29 protein-coding genes are annotated in these 26,009 nt (G+C 69.5%); 16 read left to right on the plus strand and 13 right to left on the minus strand.

What is annotated here, in order from left to right; genetic code table 11:
• Positions 1-37: 37 nt before the first annotated feature.
• Positions 38-1,405: an LLM class flavin-dependent oxidoreductase gene (locus tag AMYNI_RS0102240; protein WP_020666337.1), complete on the plus strand. Its 1,368-nt coding sequence runs from the start codon at positions 38-40 to the stop codon at positions 1,403-1,405.
• A 40-nt stretch (positions 1,406-1,445) separates the two neighbouring features.
• Here AMYNI_RS0102240 and AMYNI_RS0102245 read toward each other — a convergent pair whose 3' ends face one another.
• A complete protein-coding gene (locus tag AMYNI_RS0102245; RefSeq protein ID WP_040405446.1) occupies positions 1,446-3,815 on the minus strand; it encodes a GH92 family glycosyl hydrolase in 2,370 nt (789 codons plus the stop codon).
• Between the two features lie 115 nt (positions 3,816-3,930).
• Here AMYNI_RS0102245 and AMYNI_RS0102250 point away from each other — a divergent pair, with 115 nt between their 5' ends.
• The 7 genes from AMYNI_RS0102250 (at position 3,931) to AMYNI_RS0102280 (ending at position 11,832) form a co-directional block, all read left to right on the plus strand.
• Positions 3,931-6,273: an AbfB domain-containing protein gene (locus AMYNI_RS0102250; RefSeq protein ID WP_020666339.1), complete on the plus strand. Its 2,343-nt coding sequence runs from the start codon at positions 3,931-3,933 to the stop codon at positions 6,271-6,273.
• Between the two features lie 89 nt (positions 6,274-6,362).
• Positions 6,363-6,707 (plus strand): hypothetical protein, encoded by a 345-nt coding sequence (locus tag AMYNI_RS0102255; RefSeq protein WP_020666340.1) that lies wholly within the window; start codon positions 6,363-6,365, stop codon positions 6,705-6,707.
• 193 nt (positions 6,708-6,900) lie between these two features.
• Positions 6,901-8,073 (plus strand): glycoside hydrolase family 64 protein, encoded by a 1,173-nt coding sequence (locus AMYNI_RS0102260; RefSeq protein ID WP_342667748.1) that lies wholly within the window; start codon positions 6,901-6,903, stop codon positions 8,071-8,073.
• Complete coding sequence (locus AMYNI_RS0102265) at positions 8,070-8,546, plus strand: AAA family ATPase (RefSeq protein WP_026359964.1); 477 nt, start codon at positions 8,070-8,072, stop codon at positions 8,544-8,546. Before AMYNI_RS0102260 ends, AMYNI_RS0102265 begins: the two co-directional genes overlap by 4 nt.
• Positions 8,547-8,631: 85 nt before the next feature.
• Positions 8,632-9,729, plus strand: coding sequence for an HNH endonuclease signature motif containing protein (locus AMYNI_RS0102270; protein WP_084628228.1), 1,098 nt, complete (start codon positions 8,632-8,634; stop codon positions 9,727-9,729).
• A 116-nt stretch (positions 9,730-9,845) separates the two neighbouring features.
• Complete coding sequence (locus AMYNI_RS0102275; protein WP_020666344.1) at positions 9,846-10,280, plus strand: SRPBCC family protein; 435 nt, start codon at positions 9,846-9,848, stop codon at positions 10,278-10,280.
• Between the two features lie 43 nt (positions 10,281-10,323).
• Positions 10,324-11,832 (plus strand): CYTH and CHAD domain-containing protein, encoded by a 1,509-nt coding sequence (locus tag AMYNI_RS0102280; RefSeq protein ID WP_020666345.1) that lies wholly within the window; start codon positions 10,324-10,326, stop codon positions 11,830-11,832.
• On the opposite strand, the gene AMYNI_RS0102285 is transcribed toward AMYNI_RS0102280, so the two are convergent.
• The gene (locus tag AMYNI_RS0102285) at positions 11,829-12,302 is read right to left on the minus strand and encodes a helix-turn-helix domain-containing protein (RefSeq protein WP_020666346.1); all 474 of its coding nucleotides are present in this window, start codon (positions 12,300-12,302) and stop codon (positions 11,829-11,831) included. The genes AMYNI_RS0102280 and AMYNI_RS0102285 overlap by 4 nt on opposite strands.
• Before the next feature lie 203 nt (positions 12,303-12,505).
• Between AMYNI_RS0102285 and AMYNI_RS0102290 the strand changes: the two genes are divergently transcribed.
• Entirely contained in the window at positions 12,506-13,381 is an 876-nt protein-coding gene (locus AMYNI_RS0102290; RefSeq protein ID WP_020666347.1) for a helix-turn-helix domain-containing protein, read from the plus strand.
• 1 nt (position 13,382) lies between these two features.
• On the plus strand, positions 13,383-13,742 hold the full coding sequence (locus AMYNI_RS0102295) for a DUF397 domain-containing protein (protein WP_020666348.1): 360 nt from the start codon (positions 13,383-13,385) through the stop codon (positions 13,740-13,742).
• Positions 13,743-13,748: 6 nt separating this feature from the next.
• Here AMYNI_RS0102295 and AMYNI_RS43335 read toward each other — a convergent pair whose 3' ends face one another.
• From AMYNI_RS43335 to AMYNI_RS0102310, 3 genes are all read right to left on the minus strand, one after another.
• Positions 13,749-13,943 (minus strand): hypothetical protein, encoded by a 195-nt coding sequence (locus AMYNI_RS43335; RefSeq protein WP_020666349.1) that lies wholly within the window; start codon positions 13,941-13,943, stop codon positions 13,749-13,751.
• A 6-nt stretch (positions 13,944-13,949) separates the two neighbouring features.
• On the minus strand, positions 13,950-14,426 hold the full coding sequence (locus AMYNI_RS0102305; protein ID WP_020666350.1) for a hypothetical protein: 477 nt from the start codon (positions 14,424-14,426) through the stop codon (positions 13,950-13,952).
• 66 nt (positions 14,427-14,492) lie between these two features.
• Positions 14,493-14,819 (minus strand): STAS domain-containing protein, encoded by a 327-nt coding sequence (locus tag AMYNI_RS0102310; RefSeq protein ID WP_020666351.1) that lies wholly within the window; start codon positions 14,817-14,819, stop codon positions 14,493-14,495.
• Between the two features lie 288 nt (positions 14,820-15,107).
• Here AMYNI_RS0102310 and AMYNI_RS0102315 point away from each other — a divergent pair, with 288 nt between their 5' ends.
• Both AMYNI_RS0102315 and AMYNI_RS0102320 read left to right on the plus strand, forming a co-directional pair.
• Positions 15,108-16,421, plus strand: a complete 1,314-nt coding sequence (locus AMYNI_RS0102315) for an NAD(P)/FAD-dependent oxidoreductase (RefSeq protein ID WP_020666352.1) — start codon at positions 15,108-15,110, stop codon at positions 16,419-16,421.
• A 2-nt stretch (positions 16,422-16,423) separates the two neighbouring features.
• A complete protein-coding gene (locus AMYNI_RS0102320) occupies positions 16,424-16,960 on the plus strand; it encodes a hypothetical protein (protein WP_020666353.1) in 537 nt (178 codons plus the stop codon).
• Between the two features lie 22 nt (positions 16,961-16,982).
• On the opposite strand, the gene AMYNI_RS0102325 is transcribed toward AMYNI_RS0102320, so the two are convergent.
• From AMYNI_RS0102325 to AMYNI_RS0102335, 3 genes are all read right to left on the minus strand, one after another.
• Positions 16,983-17,627 (minus strand): molybdopterin-dependent oxidoreductase, encoded by a 645-nt coding sequence (locus AMYNI_RS0102325; RefSeq protein WP_020666354.1) that lies wholly within the window; start codon positions 17,625-17,627, stop codon positions 16,983-16,985.
• Between the two features lie 63 nt (positions 17,628-17,690).
• Positions 17,691-18,827, minus strand: a complete 1,137-nt coding sequence (locus tag AMYNI_RS43340; RefSeq protein ID WP_020666355.1) for an MFS transporter — start codon at positions 18,825-18,827, stop codon at positions 17,691-17,693.
• Between the two features lie 106 nt (positions 18,828-18,933).
• Positions 18,934-19,926: a cation diffusion facilitator family transporter gene (locus tag AMYNI_RS0102335; protein ID WP_020666356.1), complete on the minus strand. Its 993-nt coding sequence runs from the start codon at positions 19,924-19,926 to the stop codon at positions 18,934-18,936.
• 77 nt (positions 19,927-20,003) lie between these two features.
• On the opposite strand from AMYNI_RS0102335, the gene AMYNI_RS0102340 reads away from it, so the two are divergent.
• Positions 20,004-20,369 (plus strand): ArsR/SmtB family transcription factor, encoded by a 366-nt coding sequence (locus tag AMYNI_RS0102340; protein ID WP_020666357.1) that lies wholly within the window; start codon positions 20,004-20,006, stop codon positions 20,367-20,369.
• A gap of 21 nt (positions 20,370-20,390) precedes the next feature.
• Here AMYNI_RS0102340 and AMYNI_RS0102345 read toward each other — a convergent pair whose 3' ends face one another.
• The 3 genes from AMYNI_RS0102345 to AMYNI_RS0102355 are packed head-to-tail and all read right to left on the minus strand — an operon-like array spanning position 20,391 to position 22,572.
• A complete protein-coding gene (locus AMYNI_RS0102345) occupies positions 20,391-20,870 on the minus strand; it encodes a SixA phosphatase family protein (protein WP_020666358.1) in 480 nt (159 codons plus the stop codon).
• On the minus strand, positions 20,867-21,793 hold the full coding sequence (locus tag AMYNI_RS0102350) for a fumarylacetoacetate hydrolase family protein (RefSeq protein WP_020666359.1): 927 nt from the start codon (positions 21,791-21,793) through the stop codon (positions 20,867-20,869). Before AMYNI_RS0102350 ends, AMYNI_RS0102345 begins: the two co-directional genes overlap by 4 nt.
• The gene (locus AMYNI_RS0102355) at positions 21,790-22,572 is read right to left on the minus strand and encodes a cyclase family protein (RefSeq protein ID WP_020666360.1); all 783 of its coding nucleotides are present in this window, start codon (positions 22,570-22,572) and stop codon (positions 21,790-21,792) included. Before AMYNI_RS0102355 ends, AMYNI_RS0102350 begins: the two co-directional genes overlap by 4 nt.
• 353 nt (positions 22,573-22,925) lie before the next feature.
• On the opposite strand from AMYNI_RS0102355, the gene AMYNI_RS43345 reads away from it, so the two are divergent.
• Positions 22,926-23,660, plus strand: a complete 735-nt coding sequence (locus tag AMYNI_RS43345) for a hypothetical protein (protein ID WP_157357224.1) — start codon at positions 22,926-22,928, stop codon at positions 23,658-23,660.
• A gap of 6 nt (positions 23,661-23,666) precedes the next feature.
• Here the strand turns inward: AMYNI_RS43345 and AMYNI_RS43350 are convergent, their stop codons facing one another.
• Together AMYNI_RS43350 and AMYNI_RS46965 are read right to left on the minus strand one after the other, a co-directional pair.
• Positions 23,667-24,326: a ScbR family autoregulator-binding transcription factor gene (locus AMYNI_RS43350; protein WP_020666362.1), complete on the minus strand. Its 660-nt coding sequence runs from the start codon at positions 24,324-24,326 to the stop codon at positions 23,667-23,669.
• A gap of 7 nt (positions 24,327-24,333) precedes the next feature.
• Positions 24,334-24,765, minus strand: a complete 432-nt coding sequence (locus AMYNI_RS46965) for a nuclear transport factor 2 family protein (protein ID WP_169515692.1) — start codon at positions 24,763-24,765, stop codon at positions 24,334-24,336.
• A gap of 318 nt (positions 24,766-25,083) precedes the next feature.
• On the opposite strand from AMYNI_RS46965, the gene AMYNI_RS0102375 reads away from it, so the two are divergent.
• Positions 25,084-25,386: a helix-turn-helix transcriptional regulator gene (locus tag AMYNI_RS0102375; protein WP_020666364.1), complete on the plus strand. Its 303-nt coding sequence runs from the start codon at positions 25,084-25,086 to the stop codon at positions 25,384-25,386.
• A 78-nt stretch (positions 25,387-25,464) separates the two neighbouring features.
• The gene (locus AMYNI_RS0102380; RefSeq protein ID WP_020666365.1) at positions 25,465-25,956 is read left to right on the plus strand and encodes a lamin tail domain-containing protein; all 492 of its coding nucleotides are present in this window, start codon (positions 25,465-25,467) and stop codon (positions 25,954-25,956) included.
• The last annotated feature ends 53 nt before the right edge of the window (positions 25,957-26,009 follow it).

Raw genomic sequence — 26,009 nt, forward strand, 5'->3', positions numbered from 1 at the left:
TTCTGCCCTCTTTTTCGCCGCCCAGCAAGGATTTGCCATGCCCGGAAAACGGATTCTGCTCAACGCGTTCGACATGCCGGTGACCGGCCATCTCGCACCTGGGGTGTGGACCCATCCCGAGGACGAGGCGCACCGCTACAAGGATCTCGAGTACTGGACGGAACTGGCGAAGCTGCTGGAGCGCGGCAAGTTCGACGGCCTGTTCCTGGCGGACGTGCTCGGCGTCTACGACGTGTACCAGGACTCGCGCGAGCCCGCGCTGCGCACCGGCACCCAGGTCCCGGTGAACGACCCGCTGCTGTCGATTTCGGCGATGGCCGCGGTCACCGAGCACCTCGGCTTCGGGGTGACCGTTTCGCTGACCTACGAACAGCCCTACGCACTGGCCAGGAAGTTCACCACGCTGGACCACCTCACCAAGGGCAGGGTGGCCTGGAACATCGTCACCTCCTATTTGGACAGTGCGGCGGTGAACCTCGGACTGGACCAGCAGATCACCCACGACAACCGGTACCAGATCGGCGAGGAGTTCCTGGAGGTCGCCTACAAGCTCTGGGAGTCGTCGTGGCAGGACGACGCGGTGGTGGCCGACAAGGAGACCGGGGTGTACGCCGATCCGGCCAAGGTGCACCCGATCGAGCACAAGGGCGAGTACTACTCCGTGCCCGGCGTGTTCCTCGCTGAGCCTTCCCCGCAGCGGACCCCGGTGCTGTACCAGGCCGGCACGTCCACCAAGGGGCGCGCTTTCGCCGCCAAGCACGCCGAAGCGGTGTTCATCATGGGCCATTCCACCGAACTGGTCGGCCGCAACGTGGCCGACATCCGTCGCCAGGCCGCCGAGTTCGGCCGCGACCCGGCCAGCGTCAAATTCTTCGCGCTGATCACGCCGATCGTCGCGGAAACCGACGAGGCGGCGCGGGAGAAATACCGCGACTACCTTTCACGGGCCAGTTTCGAGGGTGCGCTGACCCTGTTCGGCGGCTGGACCGGGATCGACCTGTCCGGCTACACCCCGGACGAGGCACTGGAGCACGTGCACAGCGAGGCGATCCAGTCGGTGGTGGAGAACTTCTCCAAGGCCGACCCGTCGCGCACCTGGACCCCGGAGGAGATCGGGAAATTCCTCGGCATCGGCGGACTCGGCCCGGTCGCGGTCGGTTCTCCGGCCACGGTGGCCGACGAGCTGGAGCGCTGGGTGGCCGAGGCCGACGTGGACGGGTTCAACCTGGCCTACGCGGTCACCCCCGGCACCTTCGTGGAGTTCATCGACCTTGTCGTGCCGGAACTCCAGCGGCGCGGCCTGGTCTGGCCGGACTACCAGGGGAACACCCTGCGCGAAAGCATCTACGAGCCCGGGCAGGTCCGGCTACGAGACGATCACCCCGGTTCGCGCTACCGCCGCTGAAGGACGCCTTCGGCGCAGGTGCCGAAGGCGTCCTTCAAGGTCACCGGGCGTCGAGCAGACGGGGCGGAGCGGAGCCGGGAGTGGTGCCCCAGGTGGCACTGGCCGGGTCCGCGGTGAGCGCGAAACGGATCGTCCTGGCGCCGAGCAGATCCTCGTGGTTGAGCCAGGTCCTGCTCTGTTCACGTCCGTGCACCCGCACACCCTCGACGTACTGCAGCTTGTTCGCGTCCGCGCCGGGTGCGTCGATCCGGACGGTGCGCCCGCGCGCCGGGGTGATCTCCACCTTCTCGAACATCGGCGCGCTCAGCAGGTACTGCCCCGAACCCGGGGTCGCCTCGAACACCCCGGCCATGGCGAACACCAGCCAGGACGAAATCGTGCCGAGGTCGTCGTTGCCCGGCATGCCGTAGGGCGTGTCGGTGAACAGGGTGCGCGCCGCGCGCATCACCGCGGAGGTCTTCCACGGCGTGCCCGCCCACGCGTACATCCAGGGCGCGTGCAGGTCCGGTTCGTTGTTCGGGTTGAACGCGAAGTTGTTGTGGTAGTCGTAGGCGCCGATCACCCAGGACTCCTTCGCCGCCTTCGCCGGATCCTTGAGCAGCAACGGGATGTCGAAGAACGTGTCCAACCGGGCAGCGGCCTGCCCAGCGCCACCCATCAGCGCGAACAGCGCCGCCGGGTCCTGCTGGCCGAGCCACTGGTACTGCCACGGCGTGCCTTCGTGGAAACCGGTGGACTTGGCCGGATCGGGGTCGCCCACCCACGAACCGTCCTCGGCGCGCGAGCGCGGGAAGCCGGTGAAGCCCCTCGACTGCACACTCGGATCCCACTGCTTGGTGAAGTTCTGGCAGCGGGCAGCCAGTGCGGCCGCCTTGTCCCGCTCGCCGAGGCCGTTCGCCATCACCGCCAGCGAGCAGTCCGCCAGCGCGTACTCGAGGGTCGCCGAGCCGGACTGCCGGGTGTCGCCGAAGGTGTAGCCGGGCACGTCCCGGTAGCCGATCCAGCCGTTCTCCACGTAGCTCGGGTTCCCGTCCCGGCCGCGGAACCGCGACTGGTCCGCGGGCACCTCGTTGGCGTTGCGCCACAACCGGTCGAACAGTGCACGCGCGGTCCGGTCGTCGAGCAGGCCGCGCCGGTAGTTGTCCACCACCCACGGGGTCACCGGGTCGCCGCTCATCACGTTCGTCTCCCCGCCGCCCAGCGCCCATCTCGGCACCCAGCCGCCGTCCTCGGCGATCCGCAGCACCGATCTGGTCATGTCCGCAGCCCGGTCCGGATGCAGCAGCGCCACCAGCTGGTTCTGCGAGCGATAGGTGTCCCACAGCGAGAACATCTGGTAGTAGGGATGATTCGCCCGGTACACCCGGTCGTCGAACCCGCGATACCGTCCGTCCACATCGGACCCGACCGACGGGTGCAGCAGCGAGCGGTACAGCGCGCTGTAGTAGGTGCGCTGGTCCGCCGTGCTGCCGCCGGCCACGCGCATCCGGTTCAGCTCGTCACGCCAGGTCCGGCTCGCCTGCTCCCGCACCGAGTCGAACCCGCGCCATGCGCTTTCCACGCCCCGGTTGAGCTTGGCGCCGTCCACCGAGGTGTAGGACAGCCCGACGCTGGCGCCCACCTGCTTGCCCGCTTCCGGGTCGAAGCTCAGCCAGGCACCGTTGCGCTTGGCCCCGAGCTTCGCGTCCCTCGCACCCGGGGTCAGGGTGTCGTCGGTCCAGGTGCCGAAGGAGGAGAACTTCCGGTCGAACTTCGCGCTGAAGAACACCCGGTAGCGCTCCTTCTGCGTCTCCCAGCAGAAGTTGCCGCCCTGCAGCCAGCCTTCGACGGTGTCGTCACCGACCACCTTCACCTCGCCGGCGTAGGTGTAGCCGTTGCTCTCCCCCACCTCGATCAGCACGTTCTGGCTGCCGGCGGACTCCGGGTAGGTGTAGCGGTGCCGCCCGGTGCGCTCGGTGGCGGTGAGCTCGGCCTGCACGTCGTAGGAGTCCAGCCGCACCGAGTACGAGCCGGGCGACGACTCCTCGCGGTCGTGGCTGAACTTCGAGCCGTACCTCGCCGGATCGGAGGAGGTGACCGCGCCGGTGGTGGGCATGAACCGGATGTTGCCCATGGTCTGGCAGCCGACCCCGGACAGGTGGGTGTGGCTGAAGCCCAGGATGGTGTCGTTCTCGTAGTCGTAGGACGCGTACTTCTTGAGCTGGGTATCCGGGCTCAGCTGCACCATGCCGAACGGCGCCGCCGCACCGGGGAAGGTGGTCCCGTCGCCGTTGTTCCCGATCGACGTGTCGACCAGCTTGGTCGGGTCGTCGGGAAACCGGGGACCGGACGGTGCGGCGGCTGCCTGGACGGTCCCGGCCGCGATGATCGAGACCATCGCGGCAGCAAGGAGACGCTTGCGCGCTCTCATGAGCGATTTCCCTTCCCTGACAAGATGACAACGTTGTCAACCAGTTACCGATGAAATTCTCACCCAGAATTGACTTCGCCGTCAAGATGCCGACTGCCAGCTGGGGGACGAATCCATGAAGCGCAGCCCGAAAAGACGCCCGGCGGTTCTGCTGCTCCTGCTGACTCTGTTGGCTGCCTTGCTCGCCTTCCCGCTCCCCGGCCTTCCCGCCGCCGCAGCTTCCGAGGTCGCGCCGGCGGCGGCGTTGACCACGCCGTGGACCGACCAGGTCGGCCAGGACAACGCGCTGCCGGAGTACCCGCGACCGGCGATGACCAGGCCGGACTGGCAGAACCTCAACGGCACCTGGCAGTTCGAACCCGGCTCGGCCGGCCAGGCGCCGCCGATCGGCCGTCCGCTGAGCGGCTCGGTGCTGGTGCCCTATCCGATCGAGTCGGCGCTGTCCGGCGTGCAGGCCCACCACGACCGGATGTGGTACCGCCGCGCCTTCACCGTGCCGGCCGGCTGGTCCGGCCGTCAGGTGCAGCTGAACTTCGGCGCGGTGGACTGGCAGGCCGAGGTCTGGGTGAACGGCGTCAAGGTCGGCGGGCACGCCGGCGGCTACGCCAAGTTCTCCTTCGACATCACCGCCCAGCTCAAGCCCGGCGACAACGAGCTAGTGGTCGGCGTCTTCGATCCCACCGATGCGGGCGGGCAGCCGGTCGGCAAGCAGCGGCTCAACTCCACCGACCGGATCTTCTACACCCCGTCGTCGGGCATCTGGCAGACCGTCTGGCTGGAACCCACCGCCGCGGCACACGTGACCCGGCTGGACATCACCCCGGACCTGCCCGCCGCCAGCGTCCGGGTCGTCCCGCACGCGGCCGCGGCGGCCGGGTTGACCGCGCGGGTGACCGTGCGCACCGGCGGCACCGCGGTGGCCACCGGTACCGGGCCGGCCGGTGCCGAGATCGTGGTGCCGGTGCCGAACCCGCGGCTGTGGTCGCCGGACGACCCGTTCCTCTACGACCTCACCGTCTCGCTGGAGCGCGACGGCACGGCGGTGGACACCGTCGGCGGCTACTTCGGCATGCGCTCGATCGGCAAGGCGAACGTCGGCGGCGTGCTCCGCCCCGTCCTCAATGGACAGTACGTGTTCTCGATGGGCACGCTGGACCAGGGTTTCTGGCCGGACGGGCTGCACACCGCACCCACCGACGAGGCGCTGAAGTTCGACCTGCAGGCGCACAAGGACCTCGGTTTCAACACCGTGCGCAAGCACATCAAGGTGGAGCCGGAGCGCTGGTACTACTGGGCGGACCGGCTGGGCCTGATGGTCTGGCAGGACATGCCGTCGATGACCCCGACCAGGGCGCCGAGCCCGCTGGCCAAGGCCAGGTTCGAGACCGAGCTGCACGACATGGTCGATCAGCTCCGCAGCGTCACCTCGATCGTGCAGTGGGTGCCGTTCAACGAGGGCTGGGGCGAGTACGACCCGGCCAGGATCGCGGACCTGGTGCACGGCTGGGATCCAAGTCGGCTGGTGAACAACAACTCCGGCTCGAACTGCTGCGGTTTCGACGGCGGCAACGGGGACGTGATCGACGACCACGTCTACGTCGCTCCCGGCAGCACGCAACGCCCGGTGCCCGGCCGGACCCCGCAGCCGCCGAGCGCGACCAGGGTGGCGGTGCTCGGCGAGTACGGCGGCCTCGGCCTGGCGATCCCCGGCCACGAATGGCAGCCTGGCCACGGTGGCGGCTACGAGAACGTGTCCAGCCCGGCCGCGCTGACCAGCCGCTACGTCAGCCTGCTGTCCGTGGTGCAGGGCCTGGCCAAGGGCAACGGGCTCTCCGGCGCGATCTACACCGAGATCACCGACGTGGAGAACGAGACGAACGGGCTCTACACCTACGACCGCCGGGTGCTCAAGCCGGACGCGGCCAGGATCGCCGCGGCCAACCGGGCGATCATCGCCGGGCGGCCGGTGGCCGAGTCGGTGCCGCTGCACGTCAACGCCCGCCAGTCGCTGCGGGTGACCACTCCCGGCTTGACCGACCGGTACGCAAGGCACCTCGACGGCCAGGGCGTCACCTCCGTGGTGACCGGCGGCAGCCCCGCGCTGGAGAAGCAGGACGCGACCTGGCAGCTGGTGCCGGGGCTGGCCGACCCGTCCTGCTTTTCGCTGCGTTCGGTCAACTACCCCGGCGACTACCTGCGCCACCGGGACTCGCAGCTGTTCAAGGAGCCGTTCGCGGACAACGCCGTCTACCGCGCGGACGCCACCTGGTGCGCCCGTCCCGGGCTCAACGGCACGGACGTGTCCTTCGAGTCGTACAACTTCCCCGGCGAGTTCCTCCGGCACTACCAGAGCCGGCTGTGGCTGGCCGGCGGCGCCGGGGTGCCCGGCGCGCACAACTCCGCCGCGTTCTTCCCCGAGGACGTGACCTGGCAGGTCGCCGTACCCTGGGCGCCTTGAGCGAACACCGGAAGTGACCGGCCGGTCACTGCTATCGTGCCAAGGTGGTGCGCCCGCATCGCCAGAGCACGATCCCCAGGGGAGTCGCTGTGCCCGAACCGGTCCTGATCTCCATCGCCGCCGCACTGGCCAGCCGCACCGTGGTCGGCCTGTACCAGCTGGTCAAGTCGAAGTTCTCGGACGACCCGGAGGCGACCGCGCTGCTCGAAGCCGCGGAGGGTGCCGGTGAGGACTCGCCGCAGGTGCGGGCGCTGAGCGAGCGCCTCGCCGACGCCGAGGCCGAGAGCCCCGAGTTCGCCGAGGAGCTGCGCGGCGAGTGGGAGCGCTCGGCGGGTCAGCACGCCGAGTCCGGCGGGGTGACCAACCAGATCACTGGCAACGTGAGCGGGAAAGTCGTGCAGGCGAGGGACATCCAGGGCGGTATCAGCTTCTGAGCCGGCCGTCCATAATGGACTTCTGTGGCACGCACCGGCCGGCGAAGATCATTTAGTGACAAAACCGGTCAGGAAGATCTCCGCGGGTTGACCCCACCATTTCGCCATAGGTACCTTCCCCGGGAAAGGTCTAGACCAAGGGAGGCCAATGGTGATTTCCCGGCGATCGTTTCTCGGCATTTCCGCTGCCGCGGTGACCGCACCGATCTGGGCGCGTGGAGCGGCGGCGATGGCCGCCACTCCGGCCACTTTCACCCTGAGTTTCGAGAACAGATCCGGCTCCGGCAACGCGTTCGCCTACGTCGCCGGCACCGCACCGGACGGCAAGCTCGTCCTGCTCAAGGCGGACGGGTCGCCGTACAACCCCGCCTCTCCCCCGGCCGAGCACACCCCGTTGCCCGAGGACTGCGCGATTCCGCTCGGCCCGGTCGGCGGCGCCCCGAAACAGGTCCAGGTACCCAAAATGGCGGGCGCCCGGATCTATCTGGTCACCGACGACAAGCTGGAATTCTTCCTCAACCCCGGCCCGGCACTGGTGCACCCGAGCTTCTTGAACTCCGGCGACCCCAACTTCGAGAAGAACTGGAGCTTCGCCGAATTCACCTTCAACGACGCGCAGCTCTTCGCCAACATCAGCTACGTCGACTTCGTCGGCATGCCGCTCGGCCTGGACCTGACCACCGAGTCCTCCGGCAGGCAGACGGTACCCGGCCTGCCCTCCGGTTCGCTGGACCAGATCTGCGAAGAGCTCAAGGCACAGGGGGCCAAGGAGGGATCCAACTGGGGTGAGCTGGTGCAGACCGGCCAGAACGGCGCCAACCTGCGGGCGATGAGCGCGCACTACCGAGCCGACCGGTTCGACGGCTATCTCGACGGGTACATCGACGAGGTCTGGAAGAAGTACAGCGGCCAGCCGCTGACCGTCGATTCGCAGAACCCCGGGCTCGGCAAGTTCACCGGGCAGGTCGGCGGAGACGGCCGGCTGACCTTCGACAACGGAGAGAGCTTCGACAAGCCGAAGACCGCGGACGTGTGGAGCTGCGACAGCGGCCCGTTCGCCATCAAGTCCGGCGACAGCGACGCCCGCAAGAGCATCATCCCCCGGCTGGCCGCGGCACTGAACCGGACGACCCTGCTGGACAACGCGAACCAGCCGACCGGCGAGGACCCGGCCGCCTTCTACGGCAAACCCGTCACGAACCACTACGCGCGGATCGTGCACGAGAAGTTGCCGGACAACCGGGGTTACGCGTTCCCGTATGACGACGTGTCCCCTGGGCCGGATTTCAGCGGAGCGGTGCAGGCAGGGGATCCTGTCGTGCTCACGGTCGCCGTCAACGCCGTGCGGACTATGCTGAACGGGTGACGATCATCCTGGTGACAGGCATGTCCGGCACCGGGAAATCAACAGCCCTGGACCGGTTGGCACAGCTCGGATATCGAGTGGTGGATACCGACGTCGGGGAGTGGATCGAAGACGCTCCGCTTCCCGACGGCACCGGTGTGGAGCCTCAGTGGCGCGAGGACCGGATCGACGCGCTGCTCGCCGAGCACGAGCTTTCCGGTGCGCCGCTGTTCATCCAGGGCACCGTGTGGAACCAGAGCAAGTTCTATCCCCGATTCGACGAGGTCGTCCTGCTAAGTGCTCCCTTGGCGGTGATGCTCGAACGCATCGCCGACCGTGAGACGAACTCCTTCGGGAAGGCCACTGAGGAGCGGGATCGGATCGTGGCGGACACGATCGAGATTGAGCCGTTGCTCCGTTCCGCGGCGACGGTGGAGATCGATACTCGGGTGGCGGTTGGTGCGGTGGTGGCTCGGTTGGTGGCTCTTGCTTAGGCTGGGTTTCGGGCCCGCCTTCGGCGCGCCGTGGGGACGGGCTCGGGGCCCGGTTCTTGTCGGGGGTCGCCGATAGAATTCGGGTATGGATAGGGACCAGGCTTGTGAGTTGTTGAAGGACATTCAGGTTATTCAGGAGCGGAAGTGCCGCTTGGAGGCGGAGCAGCTTCGGCTGGTGGCGCGGTTGAATGAGGTGGAAGAAAGAACTAGAGGGGTGCCAGCGGAGTTGGCGCTGGGGCTGGCGGTCACGGAGAACATGGCCGGTAAGCAGATCGCGCTGGCCGAGGCGTTGGCGACTCGGTTGCCGAAGACGTTGCAGGCCATGGAATCCGGGGTCATCGACGGGTACAAAGCCTCCAAGATCTTCGACGCCACCGCCGTGCTCTCCGACGAGAAGGCCCGTGAAGTCGACGCGGTGATGAGCGAACGGCTGGCGGGCAAAAACCCCTCCAGTCTGCGGCGGGCCGTGAACCGAGTGGTCGCCCGAATCGACCCGAACGGATACGCCGCCCGCACCCGACGCCGCCGACTGGACCGCAAAGTCGAACTGGTGCACCAAGGCGAAGGCATGACCACCCTCATCGTCGATCTACCCGTCGAAGTCGGCACAGCGATCTACGCCCGCACCGATCGTGAAGCCCATGCGCTGAAGGTCGCCGGCGAACCCCGCACACTGGACCAACTTCGGGCCGATGTGCTCGCGGATCGATGTCTCCGCGAACGCGGCACACCCCGCAACCCGAAGGCCGACGTGTACCTCTACGTCGACCTCACCACCCTTGCCGGATTGAACGACAACTACGCCGAACTCACCGGCTCCGGACCCATCCCCGCCTGGCTGGCCAAGGAAATCGCCTACAACCCCGGCTCCACCTGGCGCCGTATCGTGACCGACCCGGTCACTGGTCTTCCCGTGGATGTCGGCCGCAGCAGCTACCGACCCCCTGCCGCACTCGACCGGTTCATCCGCATCCGCGACCGCGAATGCGCCCACCCCGGCTGCCACCGACCAGCCCAACTAGCCGACCTCGACCACACCACCGACTGGGCACACGGCGGACCCACCACCAAAACCAACCTCCGCGGCTACTGCAAACGCCACCACAAACTCAAAGACCAACCAGGCTGGACCCACACCGACCACACCATCACCACCCCAGCCAAAGCCACCTACACCGTTTAGCGGTCAGCTGGTCCCGCTCACCGACGCCATCCCGCCGGTCGAACGCACCTCACTCTGGCCCTGCCTGCTACTTTCACCGGGGCGCGTTTCGCCCGACCGAGAACGAGGGAGCACCAATGAAATTCGCCAAGGAGATCATCATCGACCGGCCACTGGCCGAGGTGCTGACCTTGCTCGAGGACCCCGAGCACGTCAAGCAGTGGCAGCCCGACCTGGTCAGCATCACGCCGCTGAGCGGAACACCCGGCGAGGCCGGCGCCAAGGCCACCCTGGCCTACCGCAGCGACGGGCGTGACTTCGAACTGACCGAAACCGTGGTGAGCCGCGATCCACACGGGCAGAGCGTCTCCACCTATGAGACCAAGGGAATGCTGCACACCGTCACCAACCATTTTACCGCCTTGGACGGAAACAGGACCAAGATGGTCTCCGAAAACGATATGCAGTTCAGCGGAGCCATGAAACTGATGGGAAAAATGCTGGCCAAGTCGCTGCGCACACGGGCGGAAACCAATATCGAGAATTTCAAGCACTTCGCCGAAACGGCCTGAAATGTGATGCTTGCACACCGCCGCGGGCGGGTATCTTCGTGTCATGGCCATCGAGTGGGAACGCAAGTTCGAGCTGGACGTGAGCGCCCCCGTCCCCGACCTGACCGGCACCGGGCTGGTCGCCGGGCGGACCGAACCCGTGCAGCAGCGGCTGGACGCCACCTACTTCGACACCCGTGATCTCCGGCTGGCCAAGGCCGGTGTGACGCTGCGCCGGCGGACCGGTGGCACGGACGCGGGCTGGCACCTGAAGATCCCGCTGTCCCTGGAACGCCGCGAAGAGATCGGCCTGCCGCTCGGCGAGGACCGGGACACCGTGCCCGTTGAACTGGCGCGGCTGGTCACCGCCCGCAGTCATGGCGACGAGCTCGTGCCGATCGCGCATATCGCGACCACCAGGGACTCCGCCGAACTGCTCGACGCCGAAGGCCGCACGCTGGCCGCCGTCGCCGATGACCAGGTTGCCGCGGAGACCATCGGCCAGGCCCCGCGGCTGGAGCGGTGGCGAGAACTGGAGGTCGAACTCGCCGAGGATGCCGGTGCGGCGGTGCTCGACGAGGTGACCGAAACGCTGCGGCACCAAGGAGTCCGGCGCGCCACCGGACCGTCCAAACTGTCCAGGATCCTGGGCGACCGGCTGCCAGCCGAAGACGCCGACGCGGAACCGGGGACCACCGCCGGCGAGGTGGTGCTCGGCTACCTGCGGCGCCAGGCCGAGCTGCTGCGCGCGCACGACGTGGGCGTGCGCCGGGGCGCCGAGGACGCGGTGCACCAGATGCGGGTCGCCGGCCGTCGCCTGCGCAGCGCGCTGAGCACCTTCCGCCGGCTGCTGGACCGCGACGCCACCCGCGACCTCGCCGACGAGCTCAAATGGCTCAGCGGGCGGCTCGCCGCCGCACGGGACACCGAAGTACTCGCCGCGCGGCTGGCCGAGCAACTCGACGAACAGCCGACGGAACTGGTGCTGGGACCGGTCAAAGCGGCCCTGACCGCGCATTTCGCCCGTCAGGAGCGCGAAGCACGCGACACCGCGCTCGAGGCACTCGACAGCACGCGCTACGTCGAACTGCTGCGCGGACTGGACCAGTTGCTCACCGACCCGCCCCTCACCCACCGGGCTGGCAGGCCCGCCGACGCCGAACTGCGGCACGCGCTCCGCCGCGCGGACCGCCGGCTGCGCCGCACCGTCAAGGCACTGGACGGAATCGAGGACCGCAGCCAGCTGAACGAGGCCCTGCACGAGGTCCGCAAGAAGGCGAAACAGGCCCGCTACTGCGCGGACGCCGCCGAACCGGCGTTCGGCGCGCGCCTGAAGTCCTGGCGCAACGGAGTCAAGAAGGTGCAGAGCGCACTGGGCAACCAGCACGACTGCGTGGTCGCCGCGGACGCTCTGCGGGAACTCGGCGTCCAGGCGGGTCTCGCCGGCGCCAACGCGTTCACCTACGGCTTGCTGCACCGGCACAACACCGCCGAGGCCGAGCACTGGCAGGCCGTTTTCCACCGCCGCTGGAACGAGCTGGACGACCGGCGGACACCCGGTTGGCTCGGCTAGCTCCGCTCCAGCGCCCGCAGCACGTTCAGCAGCCCTTCCGGCGAGGTGTCGCACAGCCGCGCCATCCCGGCGATCGCGCCGCCGTCCAGGTACACCACCGCCGGCTGCCCGGCGGGACTGCGCGCCAGCCGGTGCTCGGCCCAGCGGCGCAACGGAAGCAGCTCGGTGCCGCGATGCCGGACCAGCGCGGTCAGGTCGACCCGCACCCGCTCCGCGTCCGCCACCCGCGCCTGCACCCTGGCCAGCAGTTCCACCGCCGAGACGTCCAACGCCTGGCACAGCTCCATCAGCCGTACCACCGAGCAGTGCCGGGTGCCCAGCTCGTAGGTCGCCAACGTCTGCACCGAGACCTTCGCCGTCAGCCTGGCCTGCAGTTGCCGTCGCGACCAGCCGCGCTGCCCCCTGGCTCGTCGCAGTTCGTCACCGAGTACGCGCAGTACGGTGCCGGCCAGTTCCGGTTCAGCGACCATGGCCCGCGCGCAAACCGCCGCGATTCTGCCGCTTCCACCACATGCCTGCTCCCGATACCGTGCCGGAACGGCCGCTCCGGCCGCACACCGCAAGCTAGCTTGTATATATACATAGATCCATACGCCATTAGGACGGACTGCGGGACGGCGTGCGTCTGCTGGGACACTGTGCGGCGTGCTCGGGGAGATACGGAGGTACGTCAGTGGTTGACCATCGCGCAGACCCGTCCGCCCTGCGCTTTCTGATCGGCCACGACCTGCGCGCCGAGCGCGACCGGTCCGGATGGAAGCAAGCCGACGCGGCCAAGGTGATCGGCAGCAGTCAGGCTAAGATCAACTATCTGGAAACCGGGAAGACACAGCAAAAACCGGGCGAGATCGCCGCACTGCTGCGGGCGTATGGCGCGGACGTGGAGCACGTGGACCGGATGAGCTCGCTGGCGAGGAGGGCCGATCAGGGCACCTGGTGGGCGCCGTTCAGCGACGTGCTGCCCGACTGGTTCAAAACCTTCGTGGGACTGGAAGGCCTGGCCACGGCGGCGTTCAGCTACGAATCCCTGCTCCTGCCGGGACAGCTGCAGACCAGCGACTACGCGGCCGCGCTGCTGGTCGGCAACCTGCGGGTGCCGCCGCGGGAGGTGCAGCAGGTGGTGCGCGCCAGGATGGCGAGGCAGCGGCTGGACAGCACCGACCAGAGCATCGTCCCGCTGCGTTTCCGTACCGTGATCGAAGAGTACGTGCTGGACCGGATCGTCGGCGGACCGACGGTGATGCGTGCGCAACTGGAGCATCTGCTCGAAATGATGCGCCGGGACAACGTGGAACTGCACGTCATGCCGGTGACCACGACCGTGCACGACGGGCTGGACGGCGACTTCCTGCTGCTCGATTTCGAGGTGGCACAAAGCATCGGCTACATCGAGTACCCGGCGGGGGCCATCTACATTCAAGACCAGGACCAAGTCGACGGGTACGCTTTGTCTGCGGATCGGCTGTGCTCCGCCGCGCTGTCGGGCCCCGATTCCGCGAAGTTCATCGAAGGCCGTATCGCCGGCCTGATCGCGAGTTCGGAGGACTGACATGCCGGTACCAGGCCGACTCCAGTGGCGGACTTCCAGCCGCAGCAGCAACGGCGAGAACTGCGTAGAGGTCGCACCGTCCCAGTCGCAGGTGAGCCTCCGGCACAGCAAGCACCGCGCCGCCGGCACCATCACTTTCCCCGCGCTGGCGTGGTCGGCGTTCCTGCACGAGACCAGTGCCGATCTGCCCAGTGCCAACGGAATCGTCGCCGTCCGCAAGGCGGGCAAGCACGCCGTCGTGCGTTCGCTGACGGGCGGGGTCGAGCTGAGGTTCGACGAGGGCGAATGGACCGCCTTCGTGGCGGGAGCACGCCGAGGCGAGTTCGACTTCTTCGTCGAGTACACCCCGGCGTGCCACTGAGGCGCCTCAGCCCGCCATCCGGTCGGCTTCGGTTCCGCCGTCCGGCAGCAGTCCCAACATGTCCAGCAGCTGAGCGCAGTCTTCCCGGTCGGTCGCCGCGGTGGCGACCCGGCGAGCCGCGCGCAGCCGCTCTTCGGCCGCCGCCCGCGGATCTTCCAGTGGCTCACCGGGCGGCAGCGCGAGATCGTACGACTTCACCATGCGTGCTCACCTCTCCGGCGCGTCGTGCTCCAGCCCTGGGCTCACGCTCGGGCCAGGGGCACCCGGCTGTCCCGGTACCGGAGCGACGGTCTGTCCCTGTCCCGGCACCATGGTCGGTCCGCCGGGGACCCGGTTCGCCCGGCGCGCACTGATGTCCTCGCCGACCTGGCTGTCCCGGATCCGGCCAAGCACGGTCAGGGTGAGCCCGTGGGCGACGGCCAGGATCAGCAGGAACACGCCCAGCTTGCCGACCACGCCCTCGATCGAGTTGCCGCCGATGTCGACGATGGAGACCAAGGCGAGCACCCCGAGTACCACCAGATGGAAGAGCACGGTGACCAGCCGGGTCATCGACGCGCCGCTTTCCGTGTCGCCGTAGGCCTTTTCCAGGTAGCGACGTCCGCTGCGATAGATGATCTGCCCGTCCACGGCGACCAGCAGCAGCCCTACCAGCAGGAAGGTCAGATAGGCATCGGTGTCCATGGCAGTCCCTTCCGTCGGCTCCTCCACGACGAGTACCCGACGGGAGAGCCGGCGAAACGCCGGGACTCAGCGCAGGACGGTGTCGTCCAGCGCGTCCGGCACCGCCGGCAGCACGGCGAAAAGCCCGCGCAGCCCGGTCGCCTCCAGTGCACGCAGCACGATGTACCGGGTGGTGACCAGCACCAGCCCGGCACCGCGCCGGTTGGCCACCGCCAGCGCCTCGAGCGCGGAGCAGGACAGGAAGTCGACCCTGGACAGGTCGACCACCAGGCGGCTGCCTTCGGTTACACCGCCGAGCGCGGCACGCAGCCCGCCGACGGTCAGGGCGTCCACTTCGCCGACCACCGTCAGCAGCACGACGTCCTGCTGCGGGGTGCTCACGGTGACGGACATACCGAAATGATCTTGGGAATGCCGGGGGCTCGGAATATTCATGATGCGCTCCTCTCGAGGCCGACGAACGGCCTCGCCCGCGAGATCGACCGCGGACGGTTGGGCGAGGCGGACCTTCGCCCGCCTTCTCGCTGACCGGAGCACGCTGCTGAACAACAGCCAGTCCCGCTGACGGTACGCGACTGACCCGGCACGTCAACCGCACGCCACCGGCCGGGACGGGTTTCCGGTTGCCGCGCGCCGGGTATTCCGGCGACCTGGGCACCGGTTCCGGCGAGGAGGTGGACGATGACGCGAAAGCGGGTGGTGGTCGTCGGCGGAGGCTTCGCCGGCTACGAGGCCGCCAAGGGGCTGTCGGCGAAACTTCCGCCGGAGGAGTTCGAGATCGCACTGGTCAACCCCACCGACTACTTCCTCTACCTCCCGCTGCTGCCCGAGGTGGCCGCCGGCATCCTGGACCCGCGCCGGATCTCCGTCTCACTGCCCGGCACGCTGCCGGACGTCCGGCTGATGCTGGGCGAGGTGCGTGCGGTCGAGCTCGCCGAACGCCAGATCCGCTATACCGATCCAGAAGGTGCACACCATCGGCTGTCCTACGATCGGCTGGTGCTGGCCGTCGGCAGTGTGCACAAGCTGCTGCCGATTCCCGGCCTCGCCGAGTACGCACACGGCTTCCGCGGCGTGCCCGAAGCGCTCTACCTCCGCGATCACGTGACCAGGCAGGTGGAGCTGGCCGCGGCCGCCGATGAGGAGAAGGAACGGGACGCGCGCTGCACCTTCGTGGTGGTCGGCGCCGGCTACACCGGTACCGAGGTCGCCGCGCAGGGTCCGCGGTACACCGCGCAACTCGCCGCCAGGCACGCCGAGCTGCGCGGGCAGCGGATGCGCTGGCTGCTGCTCGACGTCGCGCCGCGGGTGCTGCCCGAACTCGACCAGCGACTGTCCGGCACCGCGGACCGGGTGCTCCGCGAGCAAGGGGTCGAGGTGCGGACGGAGACGTCGATCAGTGAAGCGACCGCTGACGGGGTCACGCTGACCACCGGAGAGTTCGTGCCGACCCGTTCCCTGGTCTGGTGCGTTGGCGTGCGGCCGGATCCGCTGGTCGACGACGTCGGCCTGGAGACGACGAAGGGACGGCTGGTGGTGGACCCCCGGCTCGGCGTGCCGGGACATCCCGAGGTGTTCGCCTGCGGTGACGCCGCCGCGGTGCCGGATCTCACCAGGCCGGGTGAGCTCACCGCGATGACCGCGCAGCACGCGGTCCGCCAGGGCAAGCTGGCCGCCAGGAACGTGGCCGCCTCGCTCGGCCACGGCAAGGCCCGCCGCTACCGGCACCACGACCTCGGCTTCGTGGTCGACCTCGGTGCGCGCCGCGCCGCGGCGAACCCGCTGCACATCCCGCTGTCCGGGCTGCCCGCCAAGGCCGTCACCCGCGGCTACCACCTGGTTTCCATGCCGGGCAACCGAATCCGCACCGCCGTCGACTGGCTGCTGGACGCGGTACTGCGCCGGCGCCAGAGCGTGCAGCTCGGTCTGGTCCGATCGGGAACCGTGCCGTTGGACACGGCGTCGCCGGAAGTGCCGAAACTGCGGAAGGAGTAGCGATGACCACCGGACCGGATCAAGTCCGCGCGGAAGGGCCGTACGTTGTCGTCGATGGCGATCCGGACCGGCGCGGGATCGTGGTGCTCGACCCGGCTGGGGCGGCGAAGCACGAGGAACTACCGGCCACCTGGCGCCCGATCGCCGACCGCCGCCGGATCTTCTGGTGCCGGCTGCCCACCGACGGCGCGCTGACCGAAGCCGAAGAACTGCTGACGAACCCGCCGGCCCCGGTCGACCTGGTGGCCGGCGGCACGTTCGCGGACGCGGCGCTGAACCTTGCCGCGGCGCACACCGGCACGGTGCGCGCGGTGCTGCTCGTCGACCCCGGTACCGGCACTACGGACGCCGACCAGGAATGGGCACGGCGAGCGGCCGGGCAATGGCAGGAATTGGAAACGGCCGGAGTGCGCGTCCAGGTGATCGCGCACAGCACGGGCGGGAAGTACGACCGGGTGCCGCCGCCGCTGCCGCTGGGGCATCCCGACGTGGTCGCCGGGGCGCAGCGGGCGTTCGACGAGCTGGACGACCGAGCTTAGTCCACTGTAGACAGACTGCGAGTCACTCGCCGTACCTGCGCCGCACCCTGGGCGCCAGTGCCCGCCAGACCGGGCGCCACACGCGGCCCGGCAGCACGGCGCTGCGCTCCTCCCTCGCCACCCGCCCGCGCCGGTGCGCCAGCAGGCCCGCCGAACCGGAGTCGTACTTCAGCCGGTACTCCACCGCGCACACCTGCCGAACGCTCTTGTAGCCGTACTGCGCCGGCGCGACCAGCCGGGCCGGCGCGCCCTGATCCGGGGTGAGCGGGGCGCCGTCGAGGTGGTCGGCGAGCAGCACGTCTTCGGCTAACGCGTCGGCCAGCGAAAGGCAGCTGCGGTAACCGTCCAGCCCGGCGAAGACCACCCAGGCGCAGGCGGGATGCGGGCGGACCCTGGCCACCAGCAGCTCGTGCACCGCCCGGAACGGCACTCCGCCCCAGCGCAGCCCGGTGCTGCTCCAGGTGGTCACGCAGTGCAGGTCGGCGATGCGCTCCCGCCTTCCCGGCAGGCCGAGCAGCGTGCCGAGTTCGAGCTGCACCGGGGTGCGGACCGCGCCGGTCACCCACACCACCGGCCGGGCCGGCACCTCCGGGCGCACTCGCGCGAACCACGGCAGGCCGAACCGGCGCAGCTCGGTGCCGGTCTGGCCACGGGGCAGCTCGGTCATGTCGCCTCCCTGATTTTAGAGGCTCCACACTAGAACTAGGCACGGGTCGCCGTCCAGTACGGCTCAGCCGGTTCGCGCATCGTCCTTGCGGACCGTGTGCCGGCCGGCGGTGACCACCACCGCGGCCACCGCGGAGAGCGTCGCGCCGAACGCGTAGGGCAGCCACGACGCGACATCGAACAACGCGCCGGAACCGAGCGGGCCCACCACCCTGCCGGTAGCGGCGGCCGACTGGCCCTGCCCCATCCTGGCGCCGCGCTCCCCCGGCGGACCGGCCCCGGCCAGCATGCTGGCCACGGTCGCGGTGACTAGCCCGTCGCCGGCCGAAAGCAGCACCACCGCGGCCACGAACACCGGCATCGGCACCACCGGCAGCACCACCAGTCCCACGGCCATCACCAGTGCGCCGGCCATCGCGACCCGTTCCTCGCCCCAGCGCGCGGCCACCCTGGCCACCAGAACTCCTTGCACCAGCAGCAAAGCCAGCCCGGCCAGGCAGAGCAGCCAGCCGACGAACACCGGCCCCGCTCCGAACCGCTGCGCGGCCAGGAAGGCGACCGTGGTCTCCATGCCGACGAAAGCGGCCATACCGGCGAATCCCGCGAGCAGCAGGGTCCACGGCGCGACCCGCCGCCGCGCACCGGCCGGGCGGGGAGCCGGGCTCACCGGAGCAGGGCCGGGCAGTGCCACCAAGGCGAACATCAGGTTGGCCGCGGCGAGACCGGCCGCGATGAACGCGACCACGTCGAACCCGAGCGGCGCGGCGAGCGCGCCCAGCGCCGGCCCGACGGTGAAGGCCAGCCCGATCGAAGCCCCGATCAGCCCCATCGACCTGGTGCGGTGCTCAGGCTCGCTGACGTCCGCGGCGAAAGCCTGCGCCACCCCGATGCTCCCGCCGCAGGCCCCGGCGATCACGCGCGCCGCCAGCAGCAGCCACAGGTCGCCGGCCAGGCCCATCACCAGCAGCGACGCGGTGGAACCCGCCAGGCTCACCAGCAGCAACGGCCGCCTGCCGTACCGGTCGGCCAGCCTGCCGAGCACCGGCGCCGCGGCGGCCTGCGCCAGCGAGTAGCTGGTCAGCAGCACCCCGACCCACACCCCGCCGCCGCCGAGGTCCGCCACGTAGAAGGGCAGCGACGGCAGTACCAGGGTGAAGCCGAACAGGTCGATGAAAACCGTGGCGCACAACGCCAGCAGCACTTTCGTGGATGGAATCGGCTCTGCTCCTCACCGGTCGTGCACCCGCCCGCCGAGACCCCCAGCGGCCTTCTTCTACAAAGCGTAGTAGATCAGGCGGGCGCCGCCGTCACCCCGGTGCCGAACGCGCGTGCGCGTCCTCGGGATGGACGTGCACGGTGGCCCCGGAGAACCGCGGCACCGCATGACGCAGCCGGTGTTCCGCCCGATGGGCGATCTCGTGCGCGTCGACGAACGGGAGCGTGGCGCGGACCGCGAGCTCGACCTCGGCGTGCAGCTCGTGCCCGATCCAGCGCAGCCGCACCCGGTCCACCCGGCGAACCTGGTCCAGCCCGGACAGTTCGGCGTGCGCCAGGTCGATCAGCTCCGGATCGACCGCGTCCATCAGCCGCCCGAAGACCTGCTTCGCCGCGGAGTACGTGACCACCCCGATGGCCGCGGCGATCAGCAGGCCGATGATCGGGTCGGCGAGCCGCCAGCCCAACGCGGCACCCCCGGCCGAGAGCAGCACGGCCAGCGAGGTGATGGCGTCCGCCCTGGCGTGCAGCCCGTCGGCCACCAGCGCCGCCGAGCCGATCCGGCGACCGGCGCGGATGCGCACCTGTGCGGCGATCTCGTTGCCGGCGAACCCGGCGATCGCGGCCACCGCCACCGCGGGCAGCTGCCGCACCTCGGCCGGCTCGGCCAGCCGGCGCAGCGACTCCACCAGTGCGGCCACCGCCGAACCCGCGATGACCATGACCACGACCACCCCGGCGAGATCCTCCGCGCGGCCGAAACCGTAGGTGAACCGGCGGGTCGCCCGTCGCCGCCCGATCAGGAACGCGATGCCCACCGGCACCGCGGTGAGCGCGTCGGCGAGGTTGTGCAGGGTGTCCGAAAGCAGCGCCACCGAACCGGAGAGCGTGACCACCACTGCCTGCCCGGCCGCCGTCAGCGCGAGCACGCCGAGCGAGATCCACAGCGCCCGCAGGCCGGCCGAACTCGCCTTCAGCTGCGCGTCGACCCGATCGGCGGTGTCGTGACTGTGCGGCCGGACCAGCGCGGTCAGCCTGGCCCACCGACCGGTATGCCCGTGACCGTGCCCTTCAGATGCGCTCATCCGCGGTCGATCCTCCGTCCAGATTTCGCCAACACATGAAGACGTCTTCAGATATACCAGCGGTTAGGATAGGGCCCATGGGACATGGCGTCGAGGGCAGGCCACCACCGGTCACCGCGCTGGACGCGGAAAGCGCGGCGACGGTCGCCGCCACCCTGCAGGCGCTGGCCACCCCTTCGCGGCTGCTGATCCTCACCCGCCTGCGGCAGGGCCCCTGCGCCGTCGCGGACCTCGCGGTCGCGGTCGGCATGGAGCAGTCCGCGGTCTCGCACCAGCTGCGACTGCTTCGCGCGCTGAGCCTGGTCGCCAGCAGACGACAGGGCCGCAGCATCGTCTACAGCCTCTACGACTCGCACGTGGCGATGCTGCTCGACCAGGCCGTGTACCACATCGAGCACCTGCGGCTGGGCCTGCGCGAGTTTCCCGGCACCGGGGCGGGCTGACTACGCAGAGGACGCCGGGGCTCAGCCGCGAGGTGTGGCGAAGGCGTCCAGGCTCGCCCAGCCGCCGGCGATATCGCGCCATGGTGCGGTGCCGGCCAGCACGGCGGTACTGGACGTCTTGAGCGTCACGGGTGTTCCGCTGAGCAGCGCGACCAGTTCCTCCAGCCCGGGGTTGTGCCCGATGAAGAGCACCGTCCGCGCCTGCTCCGGCAGCTCACGCGCCACCGCCACCAACTCGCCGGGGGAAGCGCCGTAGAGCCGTTGCGCGGTCAGCGCCTCGGGCACCGGGTCGAATTCCGCCGACACCAGCCCCCAGGTCTGCCTGGCCCGCGCCGCCGAGGAGCAGACGACCAGGTCGAACGGGCCGACGTGCTCGCGGAGCCAGCGACCCGCCGCCGGCGCGTCCCGGCGGCCGCGGTCGCCGAGCGGCCGCTCGAAGTCGGGCACGTCCTGCGGCCAGGCCGACTTCGCGTGCCGGAGCAGCACCAGGGTGCGCGTCATCGCGCGACCCGCCTCGCCGGCGGTACCGGATGCGCCGGCACGCCCTCGACCACGGTGTTCTCGATGGTGCCGAGGCCGTCCACGGTCATCGTCACCACGTCACCGGGCCGCAGCGGCGGCGGGTCGATCCGGCCGGCCCTGCCCCAGAACTCGACCAGGCAGCCGTCCCCGCAGGTACCCGAGCCCAGCACGTCGCCGGCGCCGACCCAGGTGCCCCTGCTGGCGTAGGCGAGCAGTTCTTCGAAGGACCAGGCGGAGTTCGCCAGTGAGTCGGTGCCGAGCACCGAACCGTTCACGCTCACCGTCATCCGCAGGTCGAGCCGGTCACCGCGCCGGTAGGGCTCGAGCTCGTCGGCGGTGACCAGGTAGGGCCCGAGGGTGGACGCGGTGTCCTTGCCCTTCGCCGGGCCGAGGCCGATCTTCATCTCGTGGGTCTGCAGGTCACGCGCGGACCAGTCGTTGAAGATCGTGTAGCCGACGATGTGCTCGCGGGCCTGCTCCACGCTGAGGTTGAAACCGTCACGGCCGACGATCGCGGCCACCTCCAGCTCGAAGTCGAACCGGGTGCAGCCCGGCGGCACCGGCACCGGGTCGTGCGCGCCGATCACCGCGTGCGGGTTGGTGAAGTAGAACGTCGGGATCTCGTACCACTGGTCCGGCACCTTGCCCCGCCCAACGCCCTTGTACGAGCCTTCGACGTGCTTCTCGAAGGTGATGAAGTCGCGGATCGAAGCCGGCCGCACGGGCGGCAGCAGGCGCACCGCCGAAACCGGCACCGGGTCCCCGACCAGCAGCGACTCGACGCTCGGCCGTTCGGTCAGCAGGTCGAGCACCCGCGTCCCCGACGGCAGCGGATGGATCAGCCCGTCCTGGACGACTCCACTGTGGACAGTGCGGTCCCGCTCGTACCTGGCGATCTTCACGCGTCGTCCTCCTCGAAGATGGCCACCGCACGGGTCCAGCCGGCCGAGGCTGCGTGCACCTTCACCGGGAAGCAGGAGATCTGGAACCCGGTGGACGGCAGCGCCTCCAGGTTGTGCAGCTTCTCGATGTGGCAGTACCCGATCTCGCGGCCGGCCTTGTGCCCCTCCCAGATCACCGAGCCGTCGTGCTCGCGGGCATACCGCTGCGCGGTGTAGACGAACGGCGCGTCCCAGCTCCAGGCGTCCGTACCGGTCAGCCGCACGCCCTGTTCGAGCAGATGCAGGGTGGCGTCGCGGCCGACCCCGCAGCCGGTGGTCACGTAGTCGTCCTCGCCGTACCGCACCCCGGCGCTGGTGTTGACCACGACGATCTCCAGCGGGCTCAGCCGGTGCCCGATCCGGTCGAGCTCGGCGTCGATGTCCTCCGGGGTCACCACATAGCCGTTTTCGAAATGGCGGAAATCGAGCTTCACCGCGGGCTGCAGGCACCATTCCAGCGGCACCTCGTCGATGGTGATGGCCCGCTGACCCCGGCTCATCGTGGAGGCGTAGTGGTACGGCGCGTCCAGATGCGTGCCGTTGTGCGTGCTCATGCGCACCTGCTCGATCGCCCAGCCCTCCCCGTCCGGCAGGTCGTCCTTGGTCGCGCCGGGGAAGAAGGCCAGCATGCGGTCCACGGTGTCCTCGTGCGTGAAGTAGTCGATCTCCGGCTCCAGGCCAGGTGGATCGGAGGCGATCCCGGCCCGCAGCGGAACCGAGATGTCGACGAACTTGCGCATGGGTGCGTCCTTCCGGCGGTGAGCTGACGGCCCCGATCATGCTAGCGAGCCGGCGGGTACCGGGCGAAGATCCGGCCCGAAATCCGGTCGTGACGCGCGGGAAGTAACGACCGGTCGCCCGCAGCGACATATTCGTTGAGAGAACAGGAGATCACCGGGCAAACCGCCCGCGCGGCACCGGCCCGGCGACCAGGATTCATTGGCACAGCGGCCATCGCGAGAAATCGCGGCGAACACCCCCGTTCCGCACCACTTTCGAGACCGGCTTCCCCGCGCCCTCGAAACCCGCACGACCGCGGCGAAAACGCCAGGTCGGAGATCAGCTACCGCGCTTTGGGCGAAGGAGCCACCCCATGTTGAAAAGACGGATTCTGTGCGCCATGGCGACGATGGCCCTATGCCTCGTCGCCCCGGCACCGGCCTTCGCGCAGGCGGAGACCTTCGGCGACTACAGCCGGATGTTCCAGCGTTCGGCCGGCCAGTACTGGTCGGCCAACCAGGCCGACGGGCAGTGGGCGTGGACCCCGCAGTCGGCGACCGAGTCCCACATCCGCTGGGAGGACCAGATCTCGGAGTGGACCACCGACCCCACGCCGTACGTGGAGCGGTTCACCCGCGACAACGCCTGGGTGCTGCTGCACGGTTGGTGGGACAACGGCACCTACTACCGGATCAGCACCACCGAGCAGTGGATCTCGAACTCGGACTGCGTCACCAACAGGCTCTCGCTGCCGACCGGCGGCCCGCAGCACTACGCCCGGTGGGCCGCGCCAGTTCCCGGGGAAAGCTACTGCCTGTTCGCGGCCGGCACCCTGATCGAGGAGTCCAGCGGCAAGGTGGTCCACTTCGCGCACAGCCAGCTCTGGGCCAACCCCGGGAACTGCGCGAACCAGTGGCTCGGCACCCGTAGCTGCCTGCGCCAGCAGGAACGCTGGTGGGACGACAACTGGACCCCGTTCACCGAGAAGGTCACCAGGACCGTGCACCTCGGCAAAGGCGCCGGGATGGCCTACCGGGTGGCCGCGAACACCCCCGGCACCGCGACCGTGGTGTCGAACGCGGCGACCCGGTACGCCTGGACCTGGTAGCCAGGCTCAGCTCGTTCCGGCGTCCTCGCCGATCCGCAGTCCGGCCAGGGTTGCCGACGGCACCAGCAACGGGAGCCCTGCCTGCCAGCCGCGGACCAGCCTGGCAGGCAGGTCCCGCTGGCCGGTCATCGCCTGGGACACCAGCTGCTGGCCGAAGAACTCGGCGACCAGTGCTTCCGCGACGTGCCGCAGGTTCAGCCCGTGCCTGAGCTCGCCCGCGTCGTCGGCCAGTTTCAGCAGCTCCCGGACCGTGGTGGTCCAGCCGATCACCTGACCGGCGGCCGCCCGGTCGAAGAGGGTGGCCTCCCGCAGCAACCGGTTCCCGGCGCGGGTGAGCAGATCCTCGTCCAGCCGCCGCAGGAACGCGAACGGCAGGTCGACCAGGGTCTGCGCCGGCCCGCGCCCGTGCCGCAGCAGCTCGCACTTCAGGGCCTGGCAGACCAGTGCCTGCCGTTCGATCAACGCGAGCGCGAGCGCCTCCTTGGAACGGAAATGGCAGTACAGCGCGCCTTTGGTCACCTTCGCGCGGGCGCAGACGGCTTGCAGGCGGGTGCGGGAGAACCCGTCATGGTCGAATTCCCTGGCCGCGGCCAGCAGCAGGCGGTGCCGGGTGCTGACCGGTCGCCGGTCGTCCCCCGGATCGTGCCCTGTGTCGTTCTCCGGCATCGGCGGATCACGGAGCCGCAGTGGTGGCAGTGGTCGCAACCGTGCCCTTGCGCATCAGCCAGCACTCGTCCACCTCGCCCCGGTGGACCGAGACGCTCAGCGCGAAGTCCACCAGGTAGTCCACCGCCGGTCCGGCCGTCCGCCACCGGGTTCGCCCCAGCACCACGGCGTCCTCGCCGTCGATGAGCAGCCGACGCACGGTCAGCTCCTCGAGCCCGAGCGCGCCGAACAGCGACCGGAGCACCGCCTCGACCTCGCGCCGGGACCGCGTGCCGTTGCTCCAGCCGGCCGCGGCCGGCTCGCTCACCTGCCAGTCGACCCGCGACGCGAACAGTTCGGCGAGCGCTGTCGGGTCCTGCGCGCCGAATCGCGCGAGCAGCGCCTGCACGAGTTCCAGCGTCGTCCACGGCTCGGCGCGAATACAAGTCGACGATTTCACGAGACGGTTTAGCTCCATTCCGGCTTCCACCTTGTCTCCCGCTCGGCAGATTTCACCCTAGCAGGGCTGACAAGGTTTCCCGATCGAGCAAGGCCACACCCGAGCCCGTTCGAATAGGCCCATTTCGGCCATTCGGAGCAAGCGCAAACTCCCTTTGCTGGAGACGGCCGCCAGTGGCGAACCGGCTTTGGGCCGTTCCAGCGATTCCCGTCGTACTACCGGCGCAACGCTAAGAGGAATCCCCGGCCCCAGGCGAAAACCCACCGGGACGACCGGTCCGGTCGTCCCGTCACCACGGCACAGGAAGGAGCTTTCACCGTGCTCGACGCGAGGGCGCAGGTTCACCGCACGGAACTGATATCCGAACTCGTCGCCCGGTCAAGGAGAAGGCGGGGCCTCACCCAGGACGCGCTGGCGAACCTGCTGGCCGAGGCTTCCGGCAACCAGAGCGTGACCCGGGAGGAGGTCTCCCGCTGGGAACGCGGCAAACGCATCCCCGGGCCGTACTGGCGCGACTGGCTGTGCCGGTCCCTGGAACTGCCGCAGGACAGGCTGGAGCACGCGGCCGTGGCGGCCCGCCTCTGCCGCCGCGGCGGCCCGCCCCGCCCGTGGGCCGGATGACGATTATGCGGAAATGTCCCCTCTGCAAAGGGAAAATGGCCCCCTGTGCGAGCCGCCGGGCAAGGCCAGACTGACGTCATGAGCACCCTCTGCACCATCCTTCTCAGCGCGGCGATGGCGGCGGCGCCCGGCACCGGGCCCGGCACGAGCCCGGTGAAGATCGAAGCACTGCTCCCGGGGTCCAGCGGTTTCATCGTGCTGCGCAACACCTCCGAGCTGCCGGTCGATCTCGACGGCTGGTCGGTCCGGTCCTGCACCGGGACCGGGTCGGCCGAGCTCGCCGCGCTCCCGCCGGGCAGCACCCTGCCCGGCGGTGAGCGCTTCCTGATCGCCGGCGAAGGCTCCGCCGGGACCATCGGCGGTCAGGTCGTGGTGCGTTCGATCACCGGCAGCGGCGCGATGCTGGTCCGGCGGGACCGCACGCGGGCGGACGGGGTCGCCTTCACCACCGACTCCCCCTGCCGCGAGAACGAAGCGAGCAGCCCCTGCGGCCGGCAGCCGCTCGGCCGGGACGAGAACAGCACCGACACCGACAACAACCGCGTCGACTTCAGCTGCCGGATTTCCTGACCGACGCCCCGCGAAAATGGCCCCTTTCGCCAGGTAAGCAATTCGGCAAGCAT

Origin of the sequence: Amycolatopsis nigrescens CSC17Ta-90 (assembly GCF_000384315.1) — a bacterium.
Taxonomy (GTDB): Bacteria; Actinomycetota; Actinomycetes; order Mycobacteriales; family Pseudonocardiaceae; genus Amycolatopsis; species Amycolatopsis nigrescens.